Here is a 26366-nt window from a genome sequence, read left to right as displayed (position 1 = left end):
TCGTTGAGCGTAGTCGGTTTTATCTTATTGTTTTTTGTGTTAGTGGTAGTTGGAATTCCGATTGCCTTCAGTTTCGGTATAAGTGCACTCCTCTACTTATTGCTCGAAATGCCGAACAATCTGACAATACTGGTCAGCCAGTCTTTCAGTGCGTTGGATTCGTTTGTATTGCTGGCGATTCCTCTCTTTGTTTTCGCTGGGGACGTAATGAAAAGAGGAGGAATTTCAAGAACGATTGTCGACTTCACTTATTTCTTTGTTAAAAAAATAAAAGGCGGGCTTGCCCATGTGACAGTCATTGCCAGCGGATTTTTCGGTGCTATCTCCGGTTCTTCCGCAGCGACGGTAGCGGCGATCGGTGGCATCATGATCCCTGAAATGATGAAACGTGGCTATGACAGAAAATACGCAGTGGCAGTCAGCTCTGCTGCGGGAATACTTGGCATTATCATCCCGCCGAGTATTCCCATGATTATATATGCGATGGCGACAAATGTATCGGTTGCCAGGTTATTTTTGGCAGGAATTATTCCCGGTCTGATGCTAATAGTCGCTTTTGTCATCGTCAATATATTTATGGAGTCAAAATACCGTACAGAAGAAATTCCGGAAGAAGTGGTTGTGGAAACAGACAAGAAAAAGAAAAAACCATGGCATGCGGTGCCTGCTCTTTTCATGCCGGTCCTTGTACTAGGGGGGATTTACTTGGGAATTTTCACTCCTACGGAAGCCGGTGCGGTGGCACTTATCTATGGAGTGATTGTGGGAATTTTCTATTACAAAGAACTGAATTTTAAGAACTTGATGCAAACAAGCAGAGAATCCGCTTATACGAGCGCCTTAATCATGCTCATCATCAGTATGGCCGGCATTTTTGGCTGGCTCATTACGACTCAAAGGATTCCTGAACTGTTTACAGCCTTCATCATGAGCATAACAGATGAAAAGTTCCTTATTCTTCTCATATTAAATATTTTTTATTTGATCTTAGGCTCATTCCTGGAAACTATTACAGCAATTTTGATCACCACGCCCATTTTCCTGCCACTGATTGTCATGTTAGATATCGATTTAATCCATTTTGGAATCATTCAGACCTTGAATCTGGCTATTGGTCTGATTACGCCGCCAATGGCATTGAATTTGCTTGTTGCCTCCAGAATTAGCGGAGTTCCAATGCTGGATGCTGTCAAACCTTTACTGCCGTATTTATTGGCTACTCTGATTGTTCTTCAGCTAGTTACCTATGTTCCGGAAATATCCCTTTTCTTACCTAACCTTTTAATGGGTGAATAAAAGGCTTTGTTTTTCTTCTCTTGTCCGACAAACATACAAACTGAAAGGAAACCAATCATGTTCAAAAAAATTAGGAAGAAAAAGAAGTTTGAAGAAGTGTTGGACCAATTCCGCTACCTTTTGATGTCTAACAATTTGGTGAAGGGACAGCGTCTGCCAAATGAGGTAGAACTGTCGAAATCAATGGGCATCAGCCGTTCATCGTTACGCGAATCACTAAAAATCCTTAATCTCCTTGGAATTATTGATGGGCGGCCGGGAGAAGGAACAATTATCAAAGAAGCGGAACCTGAAAATTTAAAGAGCATCATCTCACTTGTTCTTGTCTCAAAAGAAATGAATACGCAAGAATTGTTTGAAGTACGTGTCATTTTGGAATCTTCCGCCACAGGATATGCAGCCAAGCGAAGAACGGAGGCAGATTTAAAACGCCTCCATAGCATCCTTACTAATCTGGATCAAAGTTATAAAGACGGCAATGAAAAAGCGGCGACCACATATGACATGCTATTTCACCAGTCCATTGCTCTGGCATCACAGAATAAAGTGCTGATTATGCTTGAGGAAATGATTGCTGATTTGCTCGAAGAACAGATTACAATGACGCGTACTGTGCTGGCTTCTACGCCGATGATTCTAAATCGATTCCAAAAAGAACATTGGGAAATTTACAATGCCATCGAGCAATCAGATCATCAAAAGGCAGAAACGCTGATGAAAGCTCATCTCGAAAACTCACAGACAGAAGTGAAAGTGGAAATTGAAGGAGGGGAGGAAGGAGTCGTATGAAAAGCAGGGAGGTTGAGAAATTGGAAGATTTAAGTAGGATGTTTGATGAAAAAAGTGATGTCGCATTAGGGAAATTTCTAAAAGAAGTGGAAAACCAAACCTCGCGGAGGGTCGAAATATTAAAAGAAAGCGCGACACGTGTGGGAAAAGCCCACATTATCGGAATTACAGGCCCACCTGGTGGAGGGAAAAGCACACTTGTCAGCAAAATCTGCAAAGAGCTCGCAAAACAAGATCTCCAGATTGCGGTTGTTTGTGTCGATCCCACCAGTCCCTTTACCCAAGGGGCGTTGCTCGGTGACCGCGTCCGTATGCTGGAATTAGCGAAATTCCCGAATGTATTCATCAAAAGCTTGGCGACAAGGGGAAACCTTGGGGGACTGGCAGCCTCCACGTCTGAAATCGTCCAAGTATTCGATGCTTTCGATAAAGACATCATCCTCATTGAAACTGTGGGGGTGGGACAAATAGAGTTCGATGTACTCGAAGTCGCAGACACCGTAGTCCTTGTCAATGTACCGGGCCTTGGTGATTCCATGCAAACCATGAAGGCAGGCATCATGGAAGTTGCCGATGTCTTCGTTATCAATCAGGCAGACCGGCCGGGTTCAGATGAAAGCGTCAAAGACTTAAGAATGATGATTAACGAATCCCAGAAAAAGGACTGGAAGCCACCCATTCTAAAAACCATTGCTACTTTGGAAGAAGGAATCACGGAATTGATAAGCAAGGTAGAAGAGCATAAGAAATATTTGCAAGATTCCGGAAAATTCAAAGAAATCCGGGAGACGAGAAATTTAAAAATGTTCCATGAACAGCTTATTCACCGGATTGCTGAAATTGTCGAAAGCTATATCCATTCCGAGGAATCGATACAGATGGAAATAGAAGAAGTAAAGCGCGGCACTAGAGATCCGTTCACCCTGGCTGAAAAAATCGGAGACAAAGTAACAATAAAATAAAACATAAACCGGAGGTTATTATGACAAAAAACGCGAACGTACCCAACGAATCTAAAGCCCTGTTCAATGAAGAAGTCATTCAGGAAATTTCAAGACAGAAAAAAAGATGGGAAGAGCAAACAGCGAAAGGCAAAGTGACTGAAGAAGAATATAGATCGGATTCGGGAATTCCAATTAACCTTCTTTATACACCGGAAGATGTCAAAGACATTGATTACTTAAAAGATATTGGATTGCCAGGGGAAGCGCCGTATGTGCGTGGCGTATATCCGAATATGTACCGTGGCCGTTTGTTTACTGTGCGCCAAATCGCGGGTTATGGAACGCCGGAAGACACAAACGCACGCTTTAAGTTCCTACTGAAAAACGGAGCGACCGGGACGAGCGTTGTGCTTGATCTTCCGACTATACGTGGCTATGACTCGGACGATCCGGAAGGCGAAGGCCATGTCGGAGCTGCGGGCGTTGCCATCGATTCGCTCGAAGATATCGAAGCTTTGTATGATGGAATCCCGATTGACGAAGTTTCAAGCAATATCGTGACGCATCTTCCGAGCACAACGGTGGTTTTGATGGCCATGTTCACTGCCATGGCGGAGAAAAAAGGGGTTCCTTTGGAAAAGCTTTCGGGCACCAACCAAAACGACTTTTTAATGGAAACAACCATTGGCAGTTCACTCGAAGTACTGCCACCGAAAGCTTCTTTCCGGCTCCAATGTGACGCCATCGAATTTGCCAGCAAGAATCTGCCAAGATGGAACCCAGTCAGTTTTAACGGTTATAACTTGCGTGAAGCTGGAACAACGGCCGTCCAGGAAGTTGCCTGCGCGATTGCCAATGCTATCGCAACCAGTGAAGAGTTAATACGGAGAGGCAATAAAGTAGACGACTTTGCAAAGCGATTGTCTTTCTTCTGGAACCTGTTCAATGACTTTTTTGAAGAAATTGCGAAATGCAGAGCTTCACGGCTTGTATGGCATGAAGTGATGAAAGACCGTTTCAAAGCCCAGGAAGCAAAGTCGCATTTGATGCGCTTCCACGTCCAGACGGCAGGCATTACACTGACAAAAGTTGAGCCGCTCAACAACATCGCCCGTTCTGCTATCCAGGGCTTGGCAGCAGTATTGGGCGGGGCACAGTCATTGCATGTGGATTCCTATGATGAAGCATACTCAGCTCCGACAGAAGAATCTGCATTGATTTCCATCCGAACCCAGCAAATTATTCAGACTGAAACAAATGTCATCAATACAGTCGATCCGTTGGCAGGATCTTATTTCGTTGAAAAGCTGACGCAGGAAATGGCGCAGCGCATCCGGGATTATGTCGCATTAATCGAATCGAAAGGCGGACTGGTATCGGTTGTGGAAACCGGATGGCTGCATCGTGAAATTTCTGATTTTGCCTACAACACACAAAAGGATATCGAGAGCGGAAAACAAAAAATTGTCGGATTGAATTATTTCCCGTCGGAAAACAATGAAGCGAAAGTGGAAGTGTTCCGTTATCCGGAAACAGCTGAAAAGCGTCAGAGAGAAAAGTTGGAAAAGCTGCGTGCCCGCCGAGACAATGCAAAAGTTGAAGAGACGCTCAAAGCGTTGAGAGAGAAATGCCATGAAGATATCAACCTGATGCCTTACATCAAAGATGCTGTTTCCGCATACGCCACATTAGGGGAAGTTGCGGAAGTATTCCGTGAAGAGTTCGGCCTTTGGCAGTTCCCATTAGCTTGAAAAATAGAAATTACAAGGAGGAATACTGAATGCAGGTAAAAGTGGTAATGGCTAAATTAGGGTTGGATATACATTGGCGAGGTGCGCTTGTCGTTTCCCGAATGTTGCGGGATGAAGGGATGGAAGTGGTTTATATCGGAAACCAGTTCCCTGAACAAATTGTGGATGTCGCAATTCAAGAAGGCGCGGATGTTATCGGCTTAAGCACATTAGGTGGAAATCATTTGACGCTCGGGCCGAAAGTCGTCCAGATTGCCAGAGAACGCGGGGTGGATGCGCTTGTCATCATGGGCGGCGTCATCCCGGAAGACGATATTCCACTGCTTAAAGAAGCAGGGATTGTGTCCGTCTTCGGTCCCGAGACGCGGATCGAAAGCATAGCGGATTTCATCCGAGATCAAGTGAAGAATAAAATTTCGTAAGATGCCGGGGAGAAGCGGACCGTTTCTACTTCTCTTTTCAATCGGCAATCCGACAAATCTCAGAGGAGGAGAAATATGGTTAAAAAGTTCACGGCTCCAGCATGGCCGCCTATATACGACAGTAATTATATCCCGCATGAAGATGAAAAATACTGGGATAAGGAAGTTGAGACGGCCTCCCGGGAGGAATTGGATCAAATTATCTTCCATAAAGTAAAGAATGTGTTGAATTATGCCCAGGAAAAATCCAGGTTTTATCAGCGCAAGTGGAGGAAAGAAGGCTTTCATCCGGAAGACGTCAAGAGTCTAGAGCAGTTTGAGCAAGTGCCCATTACCACGAAGGACGATCTGCGGGAAGACATGGAACAATATGCTCCGTTCGGTTCGAATGTCTGCATCCCTACTTCCGAAGTGCACCGGATTCAAGGAACTTCCGGCACGACTGGCAAGCCGACTGTCTTTTCGTTCGGAAAAGCGGACTGGGAACGGATCGCTTATCAACATGCCCGCATCATGTGGAGTTTCGGGATGAGACCTGATGATCTGGTGTTTATCGGCTCACCGCTCAGCTTATATATCGGCAGCTGGGGCGCGCTGATCGGGGCGGAACGGCTGGGTGCCCGGACCTTCCCGTTCGGAGCGGGGCAAGCCGGCCAAACGGAAAAAGCGGTCGCCTGGCTAAAAGAAATAAAAGCCACTGTCTTTTACGGAACGCCTTCCTACGCCCTGTACCTGGCTGAAAAAGCAAAAGGAATGGGTGTGGACCCGAAAGAATTCGGCTTCAAAATCCTGTTCTTCTCCGGCGAACCGGGAGCCGGCGTGCCTTCGACCAAAAAGAGAATTGAAGACATATACGGCGGTATTTGCATCGACTCCGGCACGATGGCTGAGGTGACGCCATGGATGAGCAACACGGAATGCGAGCACCGCCAAGGCGTGCACTTATGGCAGGATGTGGTTTATACGGAAGTCATCGATCCGCAGACTAAGTTGAAAGTGCCTTACGGAAGCGAAGGCGTACCGGTTTATACACCGCTTGAACGAACGTCCCAGCCGGTCATCCGTTACTGGTCGGGGGATTTAGCGACATGGACCGATGAACCCTGCCCATGCGGCAGAGTCTATCCAAGGCTGCCAAAAGGCATATACGGAAGAATCGATGACATGGTGACAATCCGCGGCGTGAACGTCTACGCAAGCCTGGTTGAAAACATCGTTAGAAGAATCGATGGGCTAAGTGAAGAGTTCAAACTGATCGTTACACGGCCGCACATCATGGATGAAATTACGGTGCAATGTGAAACGTTAGGGACTAGAAGCGAAGAAGAGCTGCTTAAACAGATTTCCCAGGACTTAAAAAATGAAACGGGTGTTACGTTCAAGATTGAATTATTGCCGGCAGGAACATTGGAAAGAACGCATTTCAAGGCCAAGCGCGTTGTCGACAAGAGAAACTTCAAAGAATGATGAAGGTCTTCGGAAAGAGGGATGAGTGAATGAGATTAGAAGGAAAAGTGGCATTAATCACCGGCGGGGCCGGCGGCATTGGAAAAGTGACGGCAGAGCGTTTTTTGAAAGAAGGAGCGGCCGTTGCCATCAGCGACTTTAACGAACAGGCAGGCAAAGCAACAGAAGAGGAATTAAAGCAATATGGAGAAATCGTCTTTTTCCAGGCAGACGTCTCAAAGACCGCCCAAATCGAACCGATGGTCGGAGCGGTTCTAGAAAAGTTTAAAAAAATCGATATCCTCATCAATAATGCCGGAATTACGATTGATGGCTTGTTAACAAAGATGGACGAGGAGTCATGGGAAAAAGTGCTGTCCGTCAACTTATCGGGCGTCTTCAAATGCACGAAAGCCGTTGTTCCATCAATGCTTGAACAAGGCTCAGGGGTCATTTTGAACGCTTCATCCGTCGTCGGGATCCATGGTAATATTGGGCAAACCAACTACGCGGCGACAAAAGCCGGTGTCATCGGCTTGACGAAAAGTTGGGCAAAAGAATTCGGTCCTAAAGGAATTCGGGTGAATGCTGTAGCCCCTGGTTTCATAGCGACAGACATGACCGCTAAAGTTCCACAAAAGATACTGGACATGATGGAATCGAAAACGCCTCTTAAAAGGCTGGGGGAAGCAGATGATATTGCCTCAGCGTACTTATACTTAGCTTCAGATGACGCTAGCTACGTGAATGGAACTGTTTTAAGTGTTGATGGCGGTTTGGTTGTTTGAAAGGAAAGCTCCGGACAGGACAACTACATCAAGCGCGGCAACTATATCTGTCAGGATGCGGATGTCTGCAATAGCAACTTGAATTCATTGGAGCGGCTTGAGGAATTTACGGAAATGATTCAGAAGTAATAAGGTATAAGTTTTTTGACACGACATTAATTGAAATCCGCAGTTTAGAATTTGCCAGAATCTAAACTGCGGATTTTTCAATTTGTCTATTAGAAAAGGTTATTATCAAAGCATTGATTTTTTCAAAAGACTAAGATAAAGTCGTGGATATCGAAAAAATAAAAAATTCAGATTATAATTGTGAGCACTGTCCATCAAGCCTTTAATGATATTTATTTTTAATAGGGAAAGAGGTTAGATTATATGACTAAACCACTTGAAGGAGTGAAAGTTCTTGAGTTGGGCAGTTTAATAGCTGGTCCATTCGCGGCAAGAATTATGGCTGAATTTGGTGCGGAAGTTATTAAAGTAGAGCCTCCTGGCAAAGGAGATCCGATTAGAAATTGGAGGATTGTACATGAAGGAACTTCTTTATGGTGGTATGTACAATCGAGAAATAAAAAGTGTATTACGCTGGATTTAAAATCCTTAGAAGGAAAAGAGATAATACAAAAGCTTGCTGAGGAAGTAGATATTGTAGTGGAAAATTTCAGGCCGGGAACCTTGGAAAAATGGGGGATTGGCTATGAAGACTTGAAAAAGATTAACCAGAAAATAATTTTCGTGAGAATTTCGGGTTACGGACAAGACGGCCCTTATAAAGACAAGCCGGGTTTTGGCAGTATCGGCGAAGCCGTCGGAGGCATCCGCCATCTTACTGGATATCCGGAGCTGCCGCCTACTCGTGTTGGAATAAGCCTCGGTGACTCTGTTGCGTCCTTGTATGGAGTGATTGGGGCTTTGATGGCTTTAAGGCATCGAGACATAAGCGGAGAAGGGCAAATAGTCGATGTGGCTTTATATGAAGCTGTTTTTAGCTTAATGGAAAGTATGGTGCCAGAATACGATCATTCAAAAATAATCAGGGAGCGGACCGGGAGTACACTGCCAGGCATAACGCCTTCCAATATCTATCTTTGCAAAGACGGAAAATATGTGGTGATCGGAGCAAATGGAGACAGTATATTCAAGCGGTTATGCAAATGTATGAATCGCGAAGATTTATCTGCTGACGAAAGATTTCAAACAAATGAAGGGCGTTCCAACGATGCAGAATACCTGGATGGAGAAATTACGAAATGGACAAGCCAACATGATTTAAAAGAAATTCTAATAAAACTGGATGACCACAGTATTCCTTCCGGCCCGATATATAACGTAGCAGATATGATGGCAGATCCTCATTTTTTAGCAAGAAAGATGATTGAAGAAGTGGAGGTGGAAGGGATAGGGAAATTAAAATTTCCAGGAATCATCCCCAAATTAAGCCTCACTCCAGGAACGACAGAATGGTCCGGTCCGGCTCTAGGGAAGCATAACATGGAAATTTATAAAGATTTAGTAGGTTTAAGCGAAGAAAGAATCAAATCTCTGAAAGAGCAAGGAAAGATTTGATTTTTAATGGAGAGACTCGTATTTGCATCATCAATCTTCCTTCTATTTTAAATCATCAATTTAAGCTGATGGCGGCAATTGCATCTGCCAGGACGCGGATGTCTGCAATAGCAATTTGAATTCCTTGGAGCGGCTGGAGGAATTTACGGACATGATGCAGAAATAAATAATTAAGAAAAGGGCTTTCCGGGAGACTGGAAAACCCTTTTGTTATTCTGCTTCAAAACCTCAAGCTTTAAGAGGCATTTCCTCAAGCCAAAGATTTGCTGTAAGCGTAATTATGTTTCGTATAGACATACCCTTCCAAGATCATTCGGGCTGTGCGGACGACTTTGATATTGCCGATGTGGCCGGCAATCATGTCCACTTTTGTCTCGATGATTCCGGACGGATGACCTAAGCGCAAGACCGTATTTTCGACTTGGATGACGTCGTTTAAAATAGTGTCTTTTAAAAAGGCCCCGGCAGTTGTGCAGATGGCGCCTGTAATTGCCAATGCCTGGTGAGGTTTTTGCATGGACATCATTCGGATTCGACAATCCATATCCTCTGCTTTCCGTTCGATGCCGTTAACGTCCAAATAAGATTCAGGAGAAGCGATAATCGTGAGTTTAGGCACTGCCGGCGATTTAACGGTCGCTTCTTCTTTAGTTGAAAACAAGCACATTTCAGCTGCGGCTGAGCGGATTTCTTCCAATTCCGCCAGTTTTTCCGCCGTGAACTCATGCGGCAATTCCGACCCGGTCAATCCGACATCTTCTGCCCTCACAAAAACGAGGGGATTGGCGACATCAATGATGGATACGTCAATCGGACCGTTTCTTGTTTCAATCCGGTCAATCGGATTTTCAGTCGGGAACAGCTTTCCGGTGACGGCGCCTTGCGCATCTGTAAAAGACAAATAGATAGGAGAACCGGTCCCTGGAACCCCGGGGATTTCGCATTGACCTTCTGTTTTCACCTGTCCATTTTCCACTTCGACTTCCGCGATGATCACTTTCTGTGTGTTGGTATTGAAGATTCTCACGGCTGTTATCGGCGCAACTGCTGCAACCAGCCCTTGTTCAATGGCATACGGACCCACTGCAGAAGAGATGTTCCCGCAATTCCCCTTAAAATCCACCAATTGATTTTCAATGCTGACTTGTGCAAAAGTATATTCCACATCAATTTCGTCCATCTCCGACTTTCTGATGATTGCAGCTTTGCTCGTCAGGGAATTTCCTCCTCCGAGGCCATCGATTTGCCGCTGATCGGGGCTTCCCATAATGTCCAGCAGGAAGCTGTCCCAAAGGACACGGTCCTCCGGCATTTCCTCATAATTGATAAATACTCCTTTGCTGGTTCCGCCGCGCATCACGGCAATCGGTACTTTCATCGGATGAACCACCTTTCTGAAAATTCTATTGCTTCTAAAAATAGATTATGGTAATTTGAGTCATAAGTGAAATAGATATTTTGTTCGGTACCTTATCAAAAATACTTATAACATAAACGGAGTGATTGAAATGGATGAAAAAGATTGGGAAGCCATGCAAGTTCTATATGAAGAAAAAAACATCAGCCGAGCTTCGGAGCGCTTATACATTTCGCAGCCGGCATTAACGTACCGCTTAAAAAATCTGGAGAGAGAAGTCGGAACAAAACTTTTTTTCAAAACAAAAAAAGGGGTAGAACTGACAGCTGAAGGAATCTATTTAGCCCAATACGCGGAAGAAATGATTACAAAGCTTCAAAACACTAAAGATTATCTTCAAAATATGCAGCAGGAAATTCGAGGGACAATCCGTTTAGGTGTTTCGAGCAATTTTGCACAATACAAATTGCCTCCATTGCTGAAGGAGTTTTTGACGACTCATCCAAATGTCCAGTTCAGTGTAAATACGGGATGGAGTGCGGATGTAATGGGGCTGCTCAATTCATCAGAAGTGCATCTCGGCATTCTGCGCGGCGATTACAATTGGACGGGGTCGAAGACCTTGCTGCAGACTGAGCAATTATTTTTGATTTCGAAAAAAGAAGTGGATTTGGAGAAAGTACCAGAATTGCCTTTCATCAATTACAAGACGGATAGTTCTTTAAAAGACATCATCAACAAATGGTGGCATAACCGTTATATCGAACCGCCGAAGATTACCATGGAAACAGACCGGCAAGAAACCTGCAAAGAAATGGTTAAAAACGATTTAGGCATTGCCATTTTGCCTGAAATTTGCCTTCGTCCTTCAGATCAGCTTTATAAATACCCTTTATTTTATGAAAATGGGGAACCTGTAACACGGGATACGTGGTTAATGTACAACCAGGAATTTTTGAAATTATCTACAGTGCGAAAATTCATAGATTTTCTGAATGACCACCCTTCCTTTTAGAGTTTGGCCGATTTTATAAATAAATGATGGGTTATAAGTTTTTTTATTCATTTCTAATAAAATTTATCTATTTTACTTATTTAACTAGATGAAATATTCTTATAACTAATTCAATTCGTTATGGAATCGGGGATGCGCAGCAATTCTTCTGGAATTGTAAGCGAATACATTAAAAGGGGGAATTCTTATTCTTACATTTTTAGGAGTGTCGATGGTTGTTGTATTTACGTATCTGATCATGGCGAAAAAGATATCAGCGGTGGCAGCGTTGGTAGTGGTTCCGATTTTCTTTGCTTTGATTGGAGGGTTTTGGTCGGGTTTAGGGGACATGATGATGGAAGGATTGAAACAGGTTGCTCCATCAGCTGCTTTACTGTTATTCGCGATTTTGTTCTTTGGCATTTTGATAGATGCCGGCCTGTTTGATCCATTGATCAACAAAGTCATGAAAATCGTCAAAGGGGACCCGGTGAAGATTGCACTGGGTACAGCGGTCATTGCAATGATTGTAGCCCTAGACGGCGATGGAACAACTACCCATATGATCACCATTTCAGCTATGTTGGCGCTTTATCTGCGCTTAGGGATGAATCCTTTGGTTTTGGCAACAATCTCTATTTTGTCCGTAAGTATTGTCAGCGGCATGACGCCGTGGGGCGGACCGGCCACACGGGCTATTGCATCGCTTGGTCTGGATGCCAATGAATTCTTCGTTCCAATCGTACCGACGATGCTGGCAGGGATGCTTAGCGTATTAGGTGTGGCGTATCTGATGGGCAAAAAAGAACGGGCCCGGCTTGGCATCATTAATGTGGAAAAAATTCCAGCGGCCTCAGAAAGCATGCTTCAAGTAGCCGCCACTCACGCGGTGGAAAATGACTTGAAACGGCCTAAACTGATTTGGGTCAACTTAATCTTGGTAGTGACAATCATGACGGTTTTAGTGATGGGATTATTGCCAGCTCCAATAAGTTTTTTAATTGGTTTTGTAATAGCAGCAACCATCAACTATCCTAATTTAAACCTTCAAAAAGAGCGGATCCTGGCTCATTCCGGAAATGCCATTACCGTTGTCGTTCTGGTATTTGCAGCGGGAATCTTCTCCGGTATTTTCTCGGGGACTCAAATGGTCGATGCCATCTCCAATTCGTTGATTTCCATTATTCCGGCTTCCGTCGGCTCGTTTTATCCGCTAGTGGTGGCAATTACCAGCATGCCATTTACGTTTGCACTTTCAAACGATGCCTATTATTTCGGCGTCTTGCCAATCTTGGCAGAAGCGGGAGCCGCTTATGGCGTCAGCCCTTTGGAAATAGCCCGGGCATCTGTTTTGGGACAGCCCATCCATTTCCTGAGCCCGCTTGTCGCTTCAACTCTTTTGGTTGCCGGTATGGTTCAAAAGGATATTGGAGAACTGCAGAAGTTTGCTTTTAAATGGGCATTTATCTGCTGTATCGTAATCATTGCAGTTGCGTTTATTACAGGAGCGATATAAACCATAAAGGGATTCCGCCATTCATAGCGGAATCCCTTTTGCTTTTTACTGTTCTTTATCGCTGTCCAGAATGATTTGCGTAATTAGCTTAGCCAGTTTCATGACCGTATGGAGGCGTGTATCGTTCAGAAACTGGGAGCTGGGAAGCGGATCGAGGTAATTGACGATGCCTTGGAAGTGATAGTCGCCTACTTCCGGAAGCATTTTTTCAAGGGCTTTTCCGGGAACCAGAGGCCCTTCGTTGAACAGCACATCCCCGACTTGTTCTTTTGTTCCTAGACTGGCGTCAATACTGATGAGCACTGGATTTTCACTTTTCCTGTAAATATCTTTTAAAGCGATTTTCAAATTAAAGGCATGAACCGGTTCTTCCAAAGTGCCATATACAGGACGGGAAATGCCGTTCTCCACCATCATGCTGCCGATCAGCGGGCCAAGCGAATCCCCGATATAGCGGTCCGAGCCGATGCACAAGAAAACGACTTCGCGCTGCTGCTGCTTCGCTTCCAAAAAGATTTCCTTAAGCTTCATGACCAGCAAAGCCATTTCTTCGGCTTTTGTGTGCTCGTTGAATTGCAAGGAAGCCCTGACCGGCACTTGTAAATGTGTATTTTTATATTTCCGAAAAGTATGCATAGACTCATACCACCTTCGAGTGTATTTGCCATTAAACTATGCCTTTATTATAGCGTTACAACCGCCCGGATTGGTAGAAAACCGCTTTTATTTCCAAAAGCTTAGCAGATAGGAAAGCATAATAAAAAAATACTATCTAGATTCAGTATTAAGATAAAATTTGCTTATGATTAACTATAGATTTTTTTGATTTTATTTTCAGACAATTTCCGCCTATCATTAAAGCAAGAAGAATTTTAAGGAGGAATCACGATGACAGAGAAAACGTATGATGTAGTAGTGGTAGGAGCGGGGAATGCGGCGCTTTGTGCAGCGATTTCTGCCCACGAATCCGGGGCGAATGTGCTGGTGCTGGAAAAAGGGCCGAAAGAAAAAAGAGGCGGCAATTCTTTCTTTACAGACGGTGCGATCCGTTTTGCTTATAATGGTCTGGATTCCATTAAGAATATTGTGGCCATCACTGAAGAAGAGGCGGAAAAGATCGAGATGCCGAATTACAGTGAGGAAGATTATTATAATGACTTGATGCGTGTAACAGGCAACCGGAGCGAACCTGGCCTGGCACGACAACTCGTTTCCAAATCGTATGAAACGATTTCCTGGATGAAAGACAACGAAATCACCTTTGAACTGATTTATGACAACCAGTCATTCGAGAAGGAAGGCAAGCGGCATTTCTGGGGAGGGCTGCCAGTAAAAACGGCGGATAAAGGGGTTGGCCTGATCAAGCAATTGAACGAACGCGTCAATAAACTCGGCATCGACGTCTGGTATGAATCAGCGGCAACCGGCTTGAAAAAAGAAGCGGACCGGATCACCGGAATCACCGTCAGCCGGCAAGGGCAGGAGCTGACTGTAAACACGAAAGCTGTGGTACTCGCTTGCGGCGGCTTTGAAGCGAACAAGAAAATGCGGATGGAGCATTTAGGCGAAGAATGGGAAGCGGCCATTGTCAGAGGGACGGAATTCAATACGGGCGACGGACTTTCTATGGCAGTGGAAGCAGGCGCAGCGACGTTCGGCCAGTGGTCAGGCTGCCACTCGATCGGCACCGATTACAACGCGCCGAAAGTCGGCGACTTCACAAAACCGGGGGACATCTTCAAAAAGCACTCGTATCCACTCGGAATCATGCTGAATAAGGATGGCGAGCGCTTTGTCGATGAAGGCGCGGACCTGAGAAACTATACGTACGCCAAATACGGCCGCGAAATCCTGAAGCAGCCAGACCAGATGGCGGTCCAAATCTATGACGCAAAGGTTCGGCCGATGCTGCGGAAAGAATATAATCTGGAAGAGACGACGGAATACAAAGCAGACACGCTGGAAGAACTGATTGCGCAATTGCCGGTTGACCAAGAGCAGTTTTTGAAGACAATCCAGGAATACAATGCGGCTGTTCAGGAAGGCGAGTACAGCCCGAACGAGAAAGACGGTAAAGGCACACAAGGCATTACGCCACCGAAATCGAATTGGGCGTTAAAAATCGAGCAAGGCCCGTTCTATGCGTACCCGGTCACGTGCGGCGTCACGTTCTCGTTCGGCGGACTGCATGTGAATCCGGACGGCGAAGTGTTGGATGAAGGCGGACAGGCGATTGATGGGCTGTTTGCGGCAGGCGAAATGATCGGCGGCATTTTCTACGACAACTACCCTGGCGGATCGGGACTGATGTCCGGTGCCGTTTTCGGAAAAATTGCCGGCGCAACTGCGGCGACGCGTTCGAAGCAAGCGAAAGTCAATGCATAAAGAAAAGGCGAAACCCCTTGGCTGTAAATTAGCCAAGGGGTTTTACCTTTCCCGAGAAAGCCGTTTACAACGACGGGTTATCCGCTGATTCCGTTTCATCAGCGGCGGAAGAGGCGATCAGAAAGTCGATGAAGTTCTGGACTGCGGGATACAGGACATCCGTTTCTTTGTAGATCAGCCAAGTGGGCCGGTCGAAGGGCTGCCCGTTTTGGTCTCGCAAGGTCACTTTGTGTAAATCGGCCATATCGGTTACGGCAAGTTCTGGGACAATGGCGTAGCCAAGGCCTCTCGAGACAAGCTTCGTGCACGTCTCGATATTATCAATTTCCATATTGATGGACGGAGGCTGCGAGTAGTTGCTGTACCACCAGCTGTCCATCATCTGCTGGAGCTTCGGATCGGTATTGAACACGATGCGCGGCTCTTTCGGAAGGCTCGGCAAGTCGATGGGATTCTTGGAGATGATGCACAGATTCTCCCGGTTCAACAGCACTTTATTGCTTTGCCAGTAGATATCGCCACGCACAATCCCAAGGACAATATTGTCCTGTTCCATTTCCTTCAGCACTTCATAGCTCCAGCCGGTAAACACTTTGAACTGGACGTTGCTGTATTTCTCGGAAAACTCCTTCAAGACATCGGGCAGGATGAAGCGGGCATAATTGCTGGATACGCCCAAGCGGATCATGCCGGCAAATTCTTCGTTCGTGTTGAGCAGGTAATCTTTCGTCTGCTGGAGTTTCATCAGCATTTCCTTGGCGTATTGCACCACGTATTCCCCTTGGGGCGTGAATTTGATGCCTTTCTTATGGCGCCAGATGAGGCGCACGCCGACTTCCTCCTCCAGCTGGTTCAACCGGTACGTAATCGCCGGCTGGGAAGTGAAGAGTTTGTTCGCCGCTTTCGTAATGTTCTTTTCCTCATAGATGGTCGTAATGATCAGCCAGTCTTTTTCATCCATAGCAAGCAACTCCTTAACCGAATTATACTACATCCGGAAAGCCCTTATTTCCACAATTCCCATATTTAAAATTGTATAATAAAGGATAGTAGAAAAAGGCAGCATGCGCCTTTATAAACAGGGGGGAACACGATGAACAAAAAAGAACTGATCCAAGCCGTTTCACATAAAAGCGGAATCACGAAAGACCAGGCAGCAAAAGTGGTCAATGAAATCACCAGCAGCATCACCCAAGCTTTAACAAAAGGCCAGGAAGTAAAAATCAACGACTTCGGCGCTTTTGGAGTTGCCGAAAAGAAAGAGCGCAAAGGCCGTAATCCGCAAACAGGAGAAGAAATCACCATCGCCGCTTCAAAAGCACCTCAGTTTAAAGCAGCGAAAGTTCTGAAAGACATCATCAACCAAAAAAGCTTTATCGAGAACTTCGTTTCGACGGGCAAGCTCAATGAAGAAGAAGCCAGTGTCCTGACTTATGTATTTGAAGAAAGCAAAAAGGCGAAGGCAGCCGGCGGAAATCCGGAAGAATTGACCATTGTGGAAGTAAAGAAAATTGCAGAAGATCTGGATTTGGATTTCAGGGAAGCTGAAATGATTGTCAACCGGCTGATCGGGAAAAAGATTTTGAATACGAAGGTCTTTACGAGCCAGATTGAAGAAGTGTTTTTGAGAGGGAATTACCGGAAGTATCTATGATTTGTCAAAAAGAAGCCAGAGCAGAGGATGTTTCAGACGCTCCTCTATACCTGTACAGGATGAAATTTATGCTTAATTGTAGAACACTATAAAGAATGATAAGATTTAAAGTAAATTAAGAATCTTCAAGGATGTTTACAAGTGATTGTAAACATCCTTTGTTTAAAAAAATGATAGACGCCGCAAAATGCAGAAGAAGGTGAATGTATGAGCAATTTTATGATAGAAAAACCGGTCCCTTATTATGAACAGTTTTATCATTCCATCAAAGCGATGATTTTCGAAGGGAAATTCAAGCCGGGAGACCGAATCGTCGAAAATCAGCTGGCGAAGGAATTCAACGTCAGCAAAAGCCCGGTACGGGAAGCTATCAGAATGCTGGAACAAGAAGGCTTGATTGTAACAGATGAAAAGTCGAGGATGATCGTCTACCAGCCTACGTTAAAAGATGTTGAAGAAATTTACTTTTGCCGAAAAGCATTGGAATCGTTTGCGATAAAACTGATGGTTCAAAAAGCCACAGATGACGAAGTGGTTGAAATTGAAAATCTGCTAAGAGAAACGGAAGCAGCAATTCAAGAATCACAGGACGCCAATGCCATTATCTCAATGAACGAAGCTTTTCATAATTTGATCATTGAGTACACAAAAAACGATCGTTTAAAGAAGCAAGTGAAAGATTTAAAGTCTTTGATGTACTTTTTCCGAATCATGAATTTCCAGGGAGAAAATCGTGCCAATGAGATTTTGAAACAGCATTCCAATATCTTTGTCCATATTAAAAATAGAGACGAAGAAAAAGCGTATCAGGCCATGCTGGAACATTTGCAGATGGACGTAGATCATTTGATGGAAGTATTAAAGCAATAATCAAAGCTGTAAAGCGTGTGGAAATTTTCCTCACGCTTTTTATTTATGGATTATATTTTGAATATTTGGGAAAAGGTATTGCTTTTAACAGTTTTGTTTAGTAGTATTCAAGTTAGTGAAACGGTCGACCAGATACGGTCGACCAAAATTAAAGAAGGATGGTGCCAAATGAAAACGTTAAAAATCGCTAATATTCCTGGAGATGGAGTAGGCAAAGAAGTAGTGCCTGCAGCCACAGAAGTTCTGCATGCAATTGCAGAACTGCACGGAAACCTGAAGTTTGAATTCACAGAGTTTCCATGGAGCTGCGAGTATTATCTGGAACATAATGTCATGATGCCGGAAGACGGGTTGGACACATTAAAAGAATTTGACGCCATCTTTTTAGGGGCAGTCGGAAATTTAGAATTGGTGCCGGACCATGTATCGTTATGGGGCATGCTGATTAAAATCCGCCGCGAATTTGAACAGGTGATCAACATACGGCCGGCAAAACTATTAAAAGGTGTTCGCTCGCCTTTAGTGAATCCCAAAGATTTTGATATGATGGTTGTCCGTGAGAACAGCGAAGGAGAATACAGCTCCATCGGCGGGAACATTTACAAAGATGAAGATGAAATCGCCATTCAAAACGCTGTATTTTCAAGAAAAGCATCAGAAAGAGCGATGCGGTATGCCTTTGAACTGGCGGCCAAACGAGGCAAACATGTCACAAGCGCCACAAAATCAAACGGAATTATCTATTCAATGCCTTTCTGGGACAAAGTATTTAAAGAAGTATCGAAAGATTATCCGGATATCACAACCGATTCTCAGCATATCGATGCACTTGCAGCTTTCTTCGTCACACATCCCGATAAATTTGATGTCATTGTAGCAAGCAATTTATTTGGTGACATTTTGACTGATTTAGGAGCTGCCATAATGGGAAGCGTCGGAATCGCACCAGCAGCAAATATTAACGTCAACGGGAAATATCCATCGATGTTCGAGCCGGTCCACGGATCTGCACCTGACATTATCGGCAAAGGGATTGCCAATCCAATCGGACAAATCTGGACGGCCAAAATGATGCTAGACCATTTCGGAGAAGAAGAATTGGGATCGACTTTGCTGGATATCGTAGAGAGCGTGACAAATGATGGATTCTTGACTCCGGACATCGGCGGTACGAATACCACGAAAGAAGTGACGGATGAAATCGTCAAGCGGATAAAAAACTATAAAGCTAAAGCAGTGAAAGAAGAAACCAACGGAGTTGCCAAGGTTTAAAAGGAAAGGAAATAACTCCACCTGACACGGAGGGGTTATAGGCTTTCTGTTTCTTTAGCTCATAGGTGTAAACGCTTACTTGAATTATTCTGGATTTAATTTAATGTTTTTCATTAAAAGAATAGGGGTGAAATGAATGAGCAGTAAAAATATCGAAGAAGTCAGCGCTACCGGTGCTTTAGTCAAGGAACGCAAAAGTTTCAGTTTAAGAGGGGTAAAAATTTCGGGGATTGAGGCGCCTGTATTTTTAGCGATTGCCGCGGTCGTATTAATCGGTATGTACATGGAACTCTTGCCCGGCAACATTGTCAGCGGCCTGGCAGTGACAATGGTTTTAGGCGGGTTATTGATGTGGATCGGCAACAGCATACCGGTCTTCGGAACTTTCGGCGGGGGACCTATTCTCTGCATCCTGATCCCGGCATTATTCTTGTATTGGGGATTAATCCCCGAGAGTTTTGCAGTGTTGGCCGACAATTTCTACAATGAGTGGGGATTTGCTGAACTGGTTGTAACCGGTTTGATCGTCGGCAGCATCTTGAGCATGGACCGGAAAATGTTATTGAAGACTGGACCAAGATTTTTCGTGCCGCTTCTAGGGGGAGTATTTGCTGCTCTGTTAATCGGAGGAGGAGTCGGACACTTAATCGGATTCGGATTTTCGGAAACTGTTTTCTTTGTGGTAGGCCCGATTATGGGCGGCGGAATGGCTGCGGGAGCTGTGCCGATGGCTGAAATCTATGCTGCAAGCGGCAGCGGAGATCCAGCTTCTTATTTAGCCTTACTTGCTCCAGCAGTTATGGTCGGCAATATGATCTGTATTCTGATTGCGGGTGGATTGAATGGCTTAGGGAAACGAAAAAAACCGCTTTCCGCTAAGTTCACAGGGCACGGGGAATTGTTAAGAACACCTACTGCAAATTCCGGGAAAAAATCCAAAGAAGATAAAGAAAGCATTTTGCCGCTGTCCTTGAAGAACTTGGCTATTGGTTTGCTTTTGGCATCAGGGCTGTTTGTATTCGGGGAAATTATAAATTCCTTCGTGCCGAGCCTCCATGCTTATGTTTGGATCATCTTAGGAGCAGCAGCATTAAAACTCTTCAATGTATTGCCGGAGAGTATTGAGAAATCTTCTGAAGACTGGTACGAATTCATCTCGATTGCTTGGGTTCCGGCAGTATTGGTAACCATCAGTGCGGGGATGATTGACTTCAAAAGCGTCCTTGGAATCGTAACAGATCCAAGTTACATGGCATTAACATTACTGACAGTTGTCCTCGCTACATTAGGAGCCGGTTTTATCGGATTGCTTATTGGTTTTTACTTTGTTGAATCTGCCATTTCTGCAGGTCTTGGCATGGCCGATATGGGCGGATCCGGTGATATCGCGGTACTAAGTGCAAGTGAACGGATGGAGTTAATGCCATTCCTGCAAATCTCCTCTCGGATTGGCGGAGCATTGATGTTGATCATCCTGTCCATATTAGCTCCAATCTTGCTTTAAATTAACGGAATCTTGTGAATAGAAAAAGCTCAAATCTTATCTCCTAAGGTTTGAGCTTTTTTAACAGCAAATGAAAAAGGAAGGTGTTCATCGTGAAAGTGTTAATAGCTATCGATTCTTTTAAAGGAAGCCTTTCTTCTATAGAAGCCAGCAGAGCGGTTGAACTGGGAATAAAAGAAGTTTACCCTCAAGCGGAAATTGTCACATTGCCTTTGGCGGACGGCGGCGAAGGAACAGTGGAAGCGTTGTTGCATGCAGTTGGAGGAGACTCTATCGAAACTATAGTATCGGGACCTCTATCAGTCCCAAAAAATGCCCGTTACGGGATTTTAACAAACGGGAATACAGCCGTAATTGAAGTGGCGGAAGCATGCGGGCTGGTGCATGTGCCTTTAGATCAGCGAAACCCTCTTCTTGCCACTACATTCGGCGTAGGGCAACTCATTTTGGATGCGATAGAAAAAGGATGCCGGGAGTTTATCATCGGTTTAGGGGGCAGTGCTACAAATGACGGAGGCGTCGGGATGCTGCAAGCGCTCGGGTTCCGTTTCCTGGATGAGGAAAACAAAGAAGTGGGAAGCGGGGGCAAAGAGCTGAAGAAGATCCGGTCTGTCGATTTAAGCCAAGTGATTCCGGAACTGGCAACTTGCCATTTCAGAATCGCTTGTGATGTCAATAACGTGCTGTACGGCCCGACCGGTGCTGCCCCCATATTCGGACCCCAAAAAGGGGCGACTCCGGAAATGGTGGAATCTCTGGACGCGGGGCTTAGGAATTTTGCGGAGGTCGTATGGGAGCAGCTCGGTATCGACTTACAGAACTTGCCCGGGGCAGGAGCTGCCGGAGGGCTGGGTGCAGCTTTTTCCGGGTTCCTGCAAGCGGATCTTGAATCGGGTATTGAACTCATCTTAGATCTCACCGCCATGGAAGAGAAAATGCAAGGTGCTGATTTTGTCATTACCGGAGAAGGCAAATTGGATGACCAGACCGCTATGGGCAAAGCGCCACTTGGTGTGGCCCAACTGGCAGCGAAAAAAGGCATATCGGTCATCGCGCTGGCGGGGGCAGTTCCTGCAGATGCCAGTATATTGAACGGACTTGGAATCACTGCTTGTTTTTCCATTTCGAATGCCCCAATGTCTCTGGAGGAAGCGATGGATTCTGAAGTGGCTTTTGATAATTTAAAAGGCACGGCGAAGCAACTTTTTGGGTTGATTCAGGGCGTAGTTAAAAAAGAGAGAAATCTGCAAAATTGGTAGAGGCATTCCGGCACACTAACTAATACAAGATTGAGATACTCTAATTAGATCCTGATTACTGATGATGTAATCGAATCGGTATAGAGATAAGGTGTTCCAATAGTAAAGCGCATCAGGGCTTCCCTGATGCGCTATTTATATAGAAGAAAGCTTAAGCTCTTTTATTGATCAAGTCTTGTAATTGTTTTACAGAGAATTCTCGTACTGGATAAGCTTTAGTGGAATTTTGCTGATTGATTATGTAATGAGTTGAATTTGAAAATTTTATATTGAATTTCCAGTGCGGACGACCGGAACTGGGGAGAACATATAGGTCTGCTGGCATCATTTCACGAATGAAGCGGTCTAGGTCAGCCACTAAGAACTTATTAAAGAAGCGAATAACCAAAAATCCTTTGTACGATTTTTCTTGATAACGGTCAATATTCACTTTACTCAAGTCAAACCAATTATGCTGATTTTGAGCGGATGGGGAAAGTACAAAAAAACGGTCTCTCAGAAAGACAGCTGTATTTGAAAGCTGCTTCAAGTTTAGATCATGTGTTAGTACTTGTTTATTAACGCTCATGGAACTTTGCTTGTCATTCATTTGATATGCTCCTTTATAATTAGAGTAGATATCCTAGAATAAAACGCGTAGATTATAACTAGATGGAGTAGGTTAGGTTAGATCTAATTATAAGTATAAATTCAAATAAATGGAACTAGAGTTATATAATGAATTAAGAAAAGTATTAATATAAGTTGATGAAATGAGGGAAGAATTTATGAAGAAGAATATCCATGTAGTAGGAGCAGTCATCACAGACGGCGATAAAATTCTCTGCGCGCAGCGAGGGACAGAAAAAGCGTTACCAGGGCTTTGGGAATTCCCAGGAGGCAAAATCGAACAAGGCGAATCACCGCAAGAAGCGTTGCAGCGTGAAATTAAAGAAGAAATGCATTGTGAAATCGAAATCGGCGAACAAGTAGAACATACCGTATATGAATATGATTTTGGTAATGTGCATTTGACCACATTCTATTGCAAGTTATTACAAGGGAAGCCGGTATTAACAGAACATATAGCAATCAAATGGTTGGGACCTGATGAATTAGAACAACTTGAATGGGCACCTGCCGATATTCCAGCGATTGAAAAAATAGCGAAGACTTTTGTGGAACAGAACTAAGAAGAAAACGAATGGTGGTCGACAATGAATTTATTGCAGAATTTACAAGACTCTTTATATAAAGGTTTTATCGATCAAACTCAACATAGTGGAGAACGCTTTAAGCCAACGTTGCTAGTTAACAATGCCAAAGAAAATGTTTTAAACGCCTTGCTTGAAGAGCTTGATCATTGTCAGTCTTTTCTTTTCTCAGTCGCTTTCGTGACAGAAAGTGGCTTGGCTACATTGAAATCGCATTTTTTAGATCTGGAGCGAAAAGGAATAAAAGGTCGTATTTTAACGTCTACTTTTCTGAACTTTAATCAGCCAAAAGTATTTAAAGAACTTCTAAAAATCACGAATGTCGAAGTTCGTTTGGCGAATAAAAAAGGTTTTCATTCTAAAGGATATATTTTCAATCACGAAACCCATCATTCGTTAATCGTAGGCAGCTCTAATCTAACGGCTAACGCGTTAAAAGTGAATTACGAATGGAACGTAAAACTAACTTCACTCGAAAATGGCGAAATCGTCAATCATTTCAACGATCAATTTGAAGAAGTCTGGGGAACTGCAATTCCATTAACAGACGAGTGGATCGAACGCTATGAATCTTCATATGTGCCGCCTACAAATAATCGTGAAGCAAGCCTAGTCACAGACTTTCCGGCAGTGTATGAAACAAACGCTATTGAAGAGGCTTTGAAAATTAGGCCAAATAAAATGCAGCAAGCAGCGCTGCAAGAAATTCAACTCGTACGAGAAGCAGGTAATGATAAAGGTCTGGTCATTTCTGCAACGGGAACCGGGAAGACGTATTTATCGGCATTTGATGTCCGCAGCTTTGCGCCAAAACGGATGTTATTTATCGTTCATCGCGAGCAAATTTTGCAAAAAGCTAAATCTGATTTTCTTCAAATACTAGGTGGTGTGGAAGAAGATTTCGGCATTTTATCCGGTTCTTCGAGACAAACCGATGCTCGGTATTTGTTCGCGACCATTCAAACCATTTCAAAAGAAGATACACTTCGACAACTGGATCCCGAAGCGTTTGATTATATCTTAATTGATGAAGTACATAAAGCAGGGGCCAAGTCCTATCAAAAAGTAATCGATTACTTTAAACCAAAATTTTTAATGGGTATGACCGCTACGCCTGAACGAACAGACGATTTTAATATTTATGAACTATTCGATTACAATGTCGCTTATGAAATCCGCCTTCAAGAAGCGCTCGAAGAAGATATGCTTTGTCCATTTCATTATTTCGGAGTCACCGATATTGAATATGAAGAAGGCGTCATTGATGAAACGACTGCTTTTTCAAAACTCGTAACCGAAGAACGAGTAGAACATATTCTCCAGAAAATTTATTATTATGGTCATTCCGGTGACCAAGTAAGAGGATTAATGTTCTGCAGCAGAAAAGACGAAGCAGAAAAGCTGTCGGTAGAGTTGAATAAGAGAGGACTTCGAACGGTGGCCTTAACAGGCGATCATTCTCAAGAAGAGCGCGTCCGCCAAGTTGAGCGTTTAGAACAAGGACAACTCGATTATATTTTAACCGTGGATATTTTCAATGAAGGAATCGATATTCCGAGTGTCAATCAAGTGGTCATGCTGCGTCAAACGCAATCGAGCATCATCTTTATCCAACAATTAGGTCGTGGATTGCGAAAGCACGGATCGAAAGAATATGTAACGATCATCGATTTCATTGGGAATTATAAAAACAATTACCTCATTCCAGTCGCTTTATCCGGAGATCGCTCTCAAAACAAAGACAATATCCGTCGACATATGAAAGATACCAGTTATATCAAAGGTGTTTCTACGGTGAACTTTGAAGAAATCGCAAAAAAACGTGTCTTTAATGCCATCAAGCGCAGTAATTTAACCGATATGAAGCTATTGCGCGATGCTTATATCGAACTCAAGAATAGAATTGGGGAAATTCCAAAACTACAAGACTTTATCATTCATAACTCTCTAGATCCGCTTGTGATCGTACAAAAGTATGTGAATTACTATAAATTCTTAGTGAAGTTAAAAGAAATCGAACCGATCTTGTCAACTTATGAAGAACAAGTCATTACGATGCTTTCTCAGGAACTATTAAACGGTAAGCGGAAGCATGAAGTGGTGTTACTGGATTTACTTCTAAATGAAGGAAGTATATCAAGAGAGAAGTATCTCGAGAAGTTAAAGGCGCAAGGGGGCATTACAAATGAAGAAACGATTAGATCAGTAGAACGTATTTTAGATCTTTCGTTTTACACTGAAGCAACTCAGAAGAAGTATGGAAACAAACCACTCGTCTTATTTGAATCAGCAGATATCTTGTCTTTTAACTTAGAAATTGCAGAGCGTTTAAATGCTAATCCTACATTTAAAGAGATGCTGATCGATATCGTAAACAGTGCAGCAACTCTTAGTGAACAGTATTCCTGTGAGAAACCATTAACTCTGTATAAAAAGTACACAAGAAAAGATGCTTGCCGATTATTAAACTGGCCAAATGACGAAAGCTCTACAATCTATGGTTACAAAACCAAGCATGGCACGTGTCCAATCTTCGTTACTTACCATAAACACGACGAAGTCGAATCCAGTGTTGCGTACACCGAGGGTTTTATCAATCCAGAGGTCTTTAAATGGTCGACAAGAAGTAACCGGACTTTAGCATCTGAAGAAGTCATTAAAATTATCAATGCAAAAGAACAAGGCATTGCTCTGCATCTATTTGTGAAAAAAGACGATGATGAAGGCGGAGATTTCTACTACTTAGGAGAAGTTGTTCCTGATAAAAACATGACTGAGCAGAGTACGATGGAAGATAAGAATGGGAAAGAGATTCCTGTGGTGCATATGAATATGGTGTTGGAGAGGAGTTTGGAGAGTAAGTTGTATCATTATATTACTAGTGAAGAAAATTAAAGTTTTATAAAGAGAGGAAAAACTGTATGCCTATTTATAATAAGTTAGTCCGTGATGCTATACCTGAAGTGATTGAGAAGACTGGAAAAGAGTTTTCGATACGTACTCTAGGAGAAGAAGAATACAAAATCGAGTTGAAAAAGAAATTAAGAGAAGAACTAATGGAGTATGAAGAAGCAAAAACTAACGAAGAAGGAATTGAGGAATTAGCTGATATTCTTGAACTCATTCATGCAGCTACAAAAATCCATGGTTCTTCTTTTGAGGAATTAGAAAATGTCCGCATAGCAAAAGCAGAAAAACGTGGAGGTTTCGAAAAACGCATATTCCTAATCGAGGTTGAAGATAACTAAGTTGGAACTGGTCACTTTACGATTTGTATGTATTTGAAGTGAAAGTCGAAAAAGTGATTGATACCTATTAGATTACTATATAGTCCGGAATTAAGAAAATATCCTTGTATAATAG

The 26366-nt window shown here is 43.6% G+C and carries 22 protein-coding genes and 1 pseudogene; 19 read left to right on the top strand and 4 right to left on the bottom strand.

The window, feature by feature from the left end:
• Positions 1–3 precede the first annotated feature (3 nt).
• The 8 genes from ACSFXN_RS03840 to ACSFXN_RS03805 all read left to right on the top strand — a co-directional run bounded on the left by ACSFXN_RS03840 (position 4) and on the right by ACSFXN_RS03805 (position 8999).
• Positions 4–1296, top strand: coding sequence for a TRAP transporter large permease (locus ACSFXN_RS03840; RefSeq protein WP_437148862.1), 1293 nt, complete (start codon positions 4–6; stop codon positions 1294–1296).
• Between the two features lie 57 nt (positions 1297–1353).
• On the top strand, positions 1354–2085 hold the full coding sequence (locus tag ACSFXN_RS03835) for a FadR/GntR family transcriptional regulator (protein ID WP_437148861.1): 732 nt from the start codon (positions 1354–1356) through the stop codon (positions 2083–2085).
• The gene (meaB, locus tag ACSFXN_RS03830; protein WP_437148860.1) at positions 2082–3047 is read left to right on the top strand and encodes a methylmalonyl Co-A mutase-associated GTPase MeaB; all 966 of its coding nucleotides are present in this window, start codon (positions 2082–2084) and stop codon (positions 3045–3047) included. Before ACSFXN_RS03835 ends, meaB begins: the two co-directional genes overlap by 4 nt.
• 20 nt (positions 3048–3067) lie before the next feature.
• A complete protein-coding gene (locus tag ACSFXN_RS03825; protein ID WP_437148859.1) occupies positions 3068–4780 on the top strand; it encodes an acyl-CoA mutase large subunit family protein in 1713 nt (570 codons plus the stop codon).
• 29 nt (positions 4781–4809) lie between these two features.
• The gene (locus tag ACSFXN_RS03820; protein ID WP_437148858.1) at positions 4810–5202 is read left to right on the top strand and encodes a cobalamin B12-binding domain-containing protein; all 393 of its coding nucleotides are present in this window, start codon (positions 4810–4812) and stop codon (positions 5200–5202) included.
• A gap of 75 nt (positions 5203–5277) precedes the next feature.
• Complete coding sequence (locus ACSFXN_RS03815) at positions 5278–6669, top strand: phenylacetate--CoA ligase family protein (protein ID WP_437148857.1); 1392 nt, start codon at positions 5278–5280, stop codon at positions 6667–6669.
• A gap of 29 nt (positions 6670–6698) precedes the next feature.
• Positions 6699–7436, top strand: coding sequence for a 3-oxoacyl-[acyl-carrier-protein] reductase (gene fabG, locus ACSFXN_RS03810; RefSeq protein ID WP_437148856.1), 738 nt, complete (start codon positions 6699–6701; stop codon positions 7434–7436).
• Between the two features lie 372 nt (positions 7437–7808).
• Positions 7809–8999, top strand: coding sequence for a CaiB/BaiF CoA transferase family protein (locus ACSFXN_RS03805; RefSeq protein WP_437148855.1), 1191 nt, complete (start codon positions 7809–7811; stop codon positions 8997–8999).
• A gap of 250 nt (positions 9000–9249) precedes the next feature.
• Here the strand turns inward: ACSFXN_RS03805 and ACSFXN_RS03800 are convergent, their stop codons facing one another.
• Positions 9250–10377, bottom strand: coding sequence for a 2-methylaconitate cis-trans isomerase PrpF family protein (locus ACSFXN_RS03800; RefSeq protein ID WP_437148854.1), 1128 nt, complete (start codon positions 10375–10377; stop codon positions 9250–9252).
• 130 nt (positions 10378–10507) lie between these two features.
• Between ACSFXN_RS03800 and ACSFXN_RS03795 the strand changes: the two genes are divergently transcribed.
• Together ACSFXN_RS03795 and ACSFXN_RS03790 are read left to right on the top strand one after the other, a co-directional pair.
• Positions 10508–11371: a LysR family transcriptional regulator gene (locus ACSFXN_RS03795; protein WP_437148853.1), complete on the top strand. Its 864-nt coding sequence runs from the start codon at positions 10508–10510 to the stop codon at positions 11369–11371.
• A gap of 187 nt (positions 11372–11558) precedes the next feature.
• Positions 11559–12866, top strand: a complete 1308-nt coding sequence (locus tag ACSFXN_RS03790; RefSeq protein ID WP_437149156.1) for a CitMHS family transporter — start codon at positions 11559–11561, stop codon at positions 12864–12866.
• 45 nt (positions 12867–12911) lie between these two features.
• Here ACSFXN_RS03790 and yyaC read toward each other — a convergent pair whose 3' ends face one another.
• Positions 12912–13502 carry a spore protease YyaC gene (gene yyaC / locus ACSFXN_RS03785; RefSeq protein WP_437148852.1) on the bottom strand — a complete coding sequence of 197 codons (591 nt, stop codon included), beginning with the start codon at positions 13500–13502 and terminating at the stop codon, positions 12912–12914.
• 252 nt (positions 13503–13754) lie between these two features.
• On the opposite strand from yyaC, the gene tcuA reads away from it, so the two are divergent.
• Positions 13755–15251 (top strand): FAD-dependent tricarballylate dehydrogenase TcuA, encoded by a 1497-nt coding sequence (gene tcuA / locus ACSFXN_RS03780; RefSeq protein WP_437148851.1) that lies wholly within the window; start codon positions 13755–13757, stop codon positions 15249–15251.
• A 64-nt stretch (positions 15252–15315) separates the two neighbouring features.
• Here the strand turns inward: tcuA and ACSFXN_RS03775 are convergent, their stop codons facing one another.
• Entirely contained in the window at positions 15316–16212 is an 897-nt protein-coding gene (locus tag ACSFXN_RS03775) for a LysR family transcriptional regulator (protein ID WP_437148850.1), read from the bottom strand.
• Positions 16213–16344: 132 nt separating this feature from the next.
• On the opposite strand from ACSFXN_RS03775, the pseudogene ACSFXN_RS03770 reads away from it, so the two are divergent.
• The 5 genes and pseudogenes from ACSFXN_RS03770 to ACSFXN_RS03750 all read left to right on the top strand — a co-directional run.
• Positions 16345–16614: pseudogene (locus ACSFXN_RS03770) on the top strand (HU family DNA-binding protein); the annotation flags it as partial.
• A gap of 498 nt (positions 16615–17112) precedes the next feature.
• Complete coding sequence (locus ACSFXN_RS03765) at positions 17113–17775, top strand: GntR family transcriptional regulator (RefSeq protein ID WP_437148849.1); 663 nt, start codon at positions 17113–17115, stop codon at positions 17773–17775.
• A 168-nt stretch (positions 17776–17943) separates the two neighbouring features.
• Positions 17944–19047, top strand: coding sequence for a tartrate dehydrogenase (locus ACSFXN_RS03760; protein ID WP_437148848.1), 1104 nt, complete (start codon positions 17944–17946; stop codon positions 19045–19047).
• 136 nt (positions 19048–19183) lie between these two features.
• Complete coding sequence (locus ACSFXN_RS03755; protein WP_437148847.1) at positions 19184–20551, top strand: 2-hydroxycarboxylate transporter family protein; 1368 nt, start codon at positions 19184–19186, stop codon at positions 20549–20551.
• A 92-nt stretch (positions 20552–20643) separates the two neighbouring features.
• On the top strand, positions 20644–21810 hold the full coding sequence (locus tag ACSFXN_RS03750) for a glycerate kinase (protein WP_437148846.1): 1167 nt from the start codon (positions 20644–20646) through the stop codon (positions 21808–21810).
• A gap of 151 nt (positions 21811–21961) precedes the next feature.
• Here ACSFXN_RS03750 and ACSFXN_RS03745 read toward each other — a convergent pair whose 3' ends face one another.
• Positions 21962–22399 (bottom strand): hypothetical protein, encoded by a 438-nt coding sequence (locus tag ACSFXN_RS03745; protein WP_437148845.1) that lies wholly within the window; start codon positions 22397–22399, stop codon positions 21962–21964.
• A gap of 178 nt (positions 22400–22577) precedes the next feature.
• Between ACSFXN_RS03745 and ACSFXN_RS03740 the strand changes: the two genes are divergently transcribed.
• The 3 genes from ACSFXN_RS03740 to ACSFXN_RS03730 are packed head-to-tail and all read left to right on the top strand — an operon-like array spanning position 22578 to position 26251.
• On the top strand, positions 22578–22982 hold the full coding sequence (locus ACSFXN_RS03740; RefSeq protein ID WP_437148844.1) for a (deoxy)nucleoside triphosphate pyrophosphohydrolase: 405 nt from the start codon (positions 22578–22580) through the stop codon (positions 22980–22982).
• A 24-nt stretch (positions 22983–23006) separates the two neighbouring features.
• Entirely contained in the window at positions 23007–25898 is a 2892-nt protein-coding gene (locus tag ACSFXN_RS03735) for a DUF3427 domain-containing protein (protein WP_437148843.1), read from the top strand.
• Between the two features lie 26 nt (positions 25899–25924).
• The gene (locus ACSFXN_RS03730) at positions 25925–26251 is read left to right on the top strand and encodes a nucleoside triphosphate pyrophosphohydrolase (RefSeq protein WP_437148842.1); all 327 of its coding nucleotides are present in this window, start codon (positions 25925–25927) and stop codon (positions 26249–26251) included.
• Positions 26252–26366: the final 115 nt, after the last annotated feature.

Origin of the sequence: Planococcus sp. 1R117A (assembly GCF_051417975.1) — a bacterium.
Classification (GTDB): domain Bacteria; phylum Bacillota; class Bacilli; order Bacillales_A; family Planococcaceae; genus Planococcus; species Planococcus shenhongbingii.
This window is presented reverse-complemented; position numbering and strand designations above follow the sequence as displayed.

Coding starts and splice junctions, on each gene's coding strand:
- ACSFXN_RS03835 (WP_437148861.1), top strand. CDS start 1,354: ATGTTCAAAAAAATTAGGAAGAAAAAGAAGTTTGAAGAAGTGTTGGAC.
- meaB (WP_437148860.1), top strand. CDS start 2,082: ATGAAAAGCAGGGAGGTTGAGAAATTGGAAGATTTAAGTAGGATGTTT.
- ACSFXN_RS03825 (WP_437148859.1), top strand. CDS start 3,068: ATGACAAAAAACGCGAACGTACCCAACGAATCTAAAGCCCTGTTCAAT.
- ACSFXN_RS03820 (WP_437148858.1), top strand. CDS start 4,810: ATGCAGGTAAAAGTGGTAATGGCTAAATTAGGGTTGGATATACATTGG.
- ACSFXN_RS03815 (WP_437148857.1), top strand. CDS start 5,278: ATGGTTAAAAAGTTCACGGCTCCAGCATGGCCGCCTATATACGACAGT.
- fabG (WP_437148856.1), top strand. CDS start 6,699: ATGAGATTAGAAGGAAAAGTGGCATTAATCACCGGCGGGGCCGGCGGC.
- ACSFXN_RS03805 (WP_437148855.1), top strand. CDS start 7,809: ATGACTAAACCACTTGAAGGAGTGAAAGTTCTTGAGTTGGGCAGTTTA.
- ACSFXN_RS03800 (WP_437148854.1), bottom strand. CDS start 10,377: ATGAAAGTACCGATTGCCGTGATGCGCGGCGGAACCAGCAAAGGAGTA.
- ACSFXN_RS03795 (WP_437148853.1), top strand. CDS start 10,508: ATGGATGAAAAAGATTGGGAAGCCATGCAAGTTCTATATGAAGAAAAA.
- yyaC (WP_437148852.1), bottom strand. CDS start 13,502: ATGCATACTTTTCGGAAATATAAAAATACACATTTACAAGTGCCGGTC.
- tcuA (WP_437148851.1), top strand. CDS start 13,755: ATGACAGAGAAAACGTATGATGTAGTAGTGGTAGGAGCGGGGAATGCG.
- ACSFXN_RS03775 (WP_437148850.1), bottom strand. CDS start 16,212: ATGGATGAAAAAGACTGGCTGATCATTACGACCATCTATGAGGAAAAG.
- ACSFXN_RS03765 (WP_437148849.1), top strand. CDS start 17,113: ATGAGCAATTTTATGATAGAAAAACCGGTCCCTTATTATGAACAGTTT.
- ACSFXN_RS03760 (WP_437148848.1), top strand. CDS start 17,944: ATGAAAACGTTAAAAATCGCTAATATTCCTGGAGATGGAGTAGGCAAA.
- ACSFXN_RS03755 (WP_437148847.1), top strand. CDS start 19,184: ATGAGCAGTAAAAATATCGAAGAAGTCAGCGCTACCGGTGCTTTAGTC.
- ACSFXN_RS03745 (WP_437148845.1), bottom strand. CDS start 22,399: ATGAATGACAAGCAAAGTTCCATGAGCGTTAATAAACAAGTACTAACA.
- ACSFXN_RS03740 (WP_437148844.1), top strand. CDS start 22,578: ATGAAGAAGAATATCCATGTAGTAGGAGCAGTCATCACAGACGGCGAT.
- ACSFXN_RS03735 (WP_437148843.1), top strand. CDS start 23,007: ATGAATTTATTGCAGAATTTACAAGACTCTTTATATAAAGGTTTTATC.
- ACSFXN_RS03730 (WP_437148842.1), top strand. CDS start 25,925: ATGCCTATTTATAATAAGTTAGTCCGTGATGCTATACCTGAAGTGATT.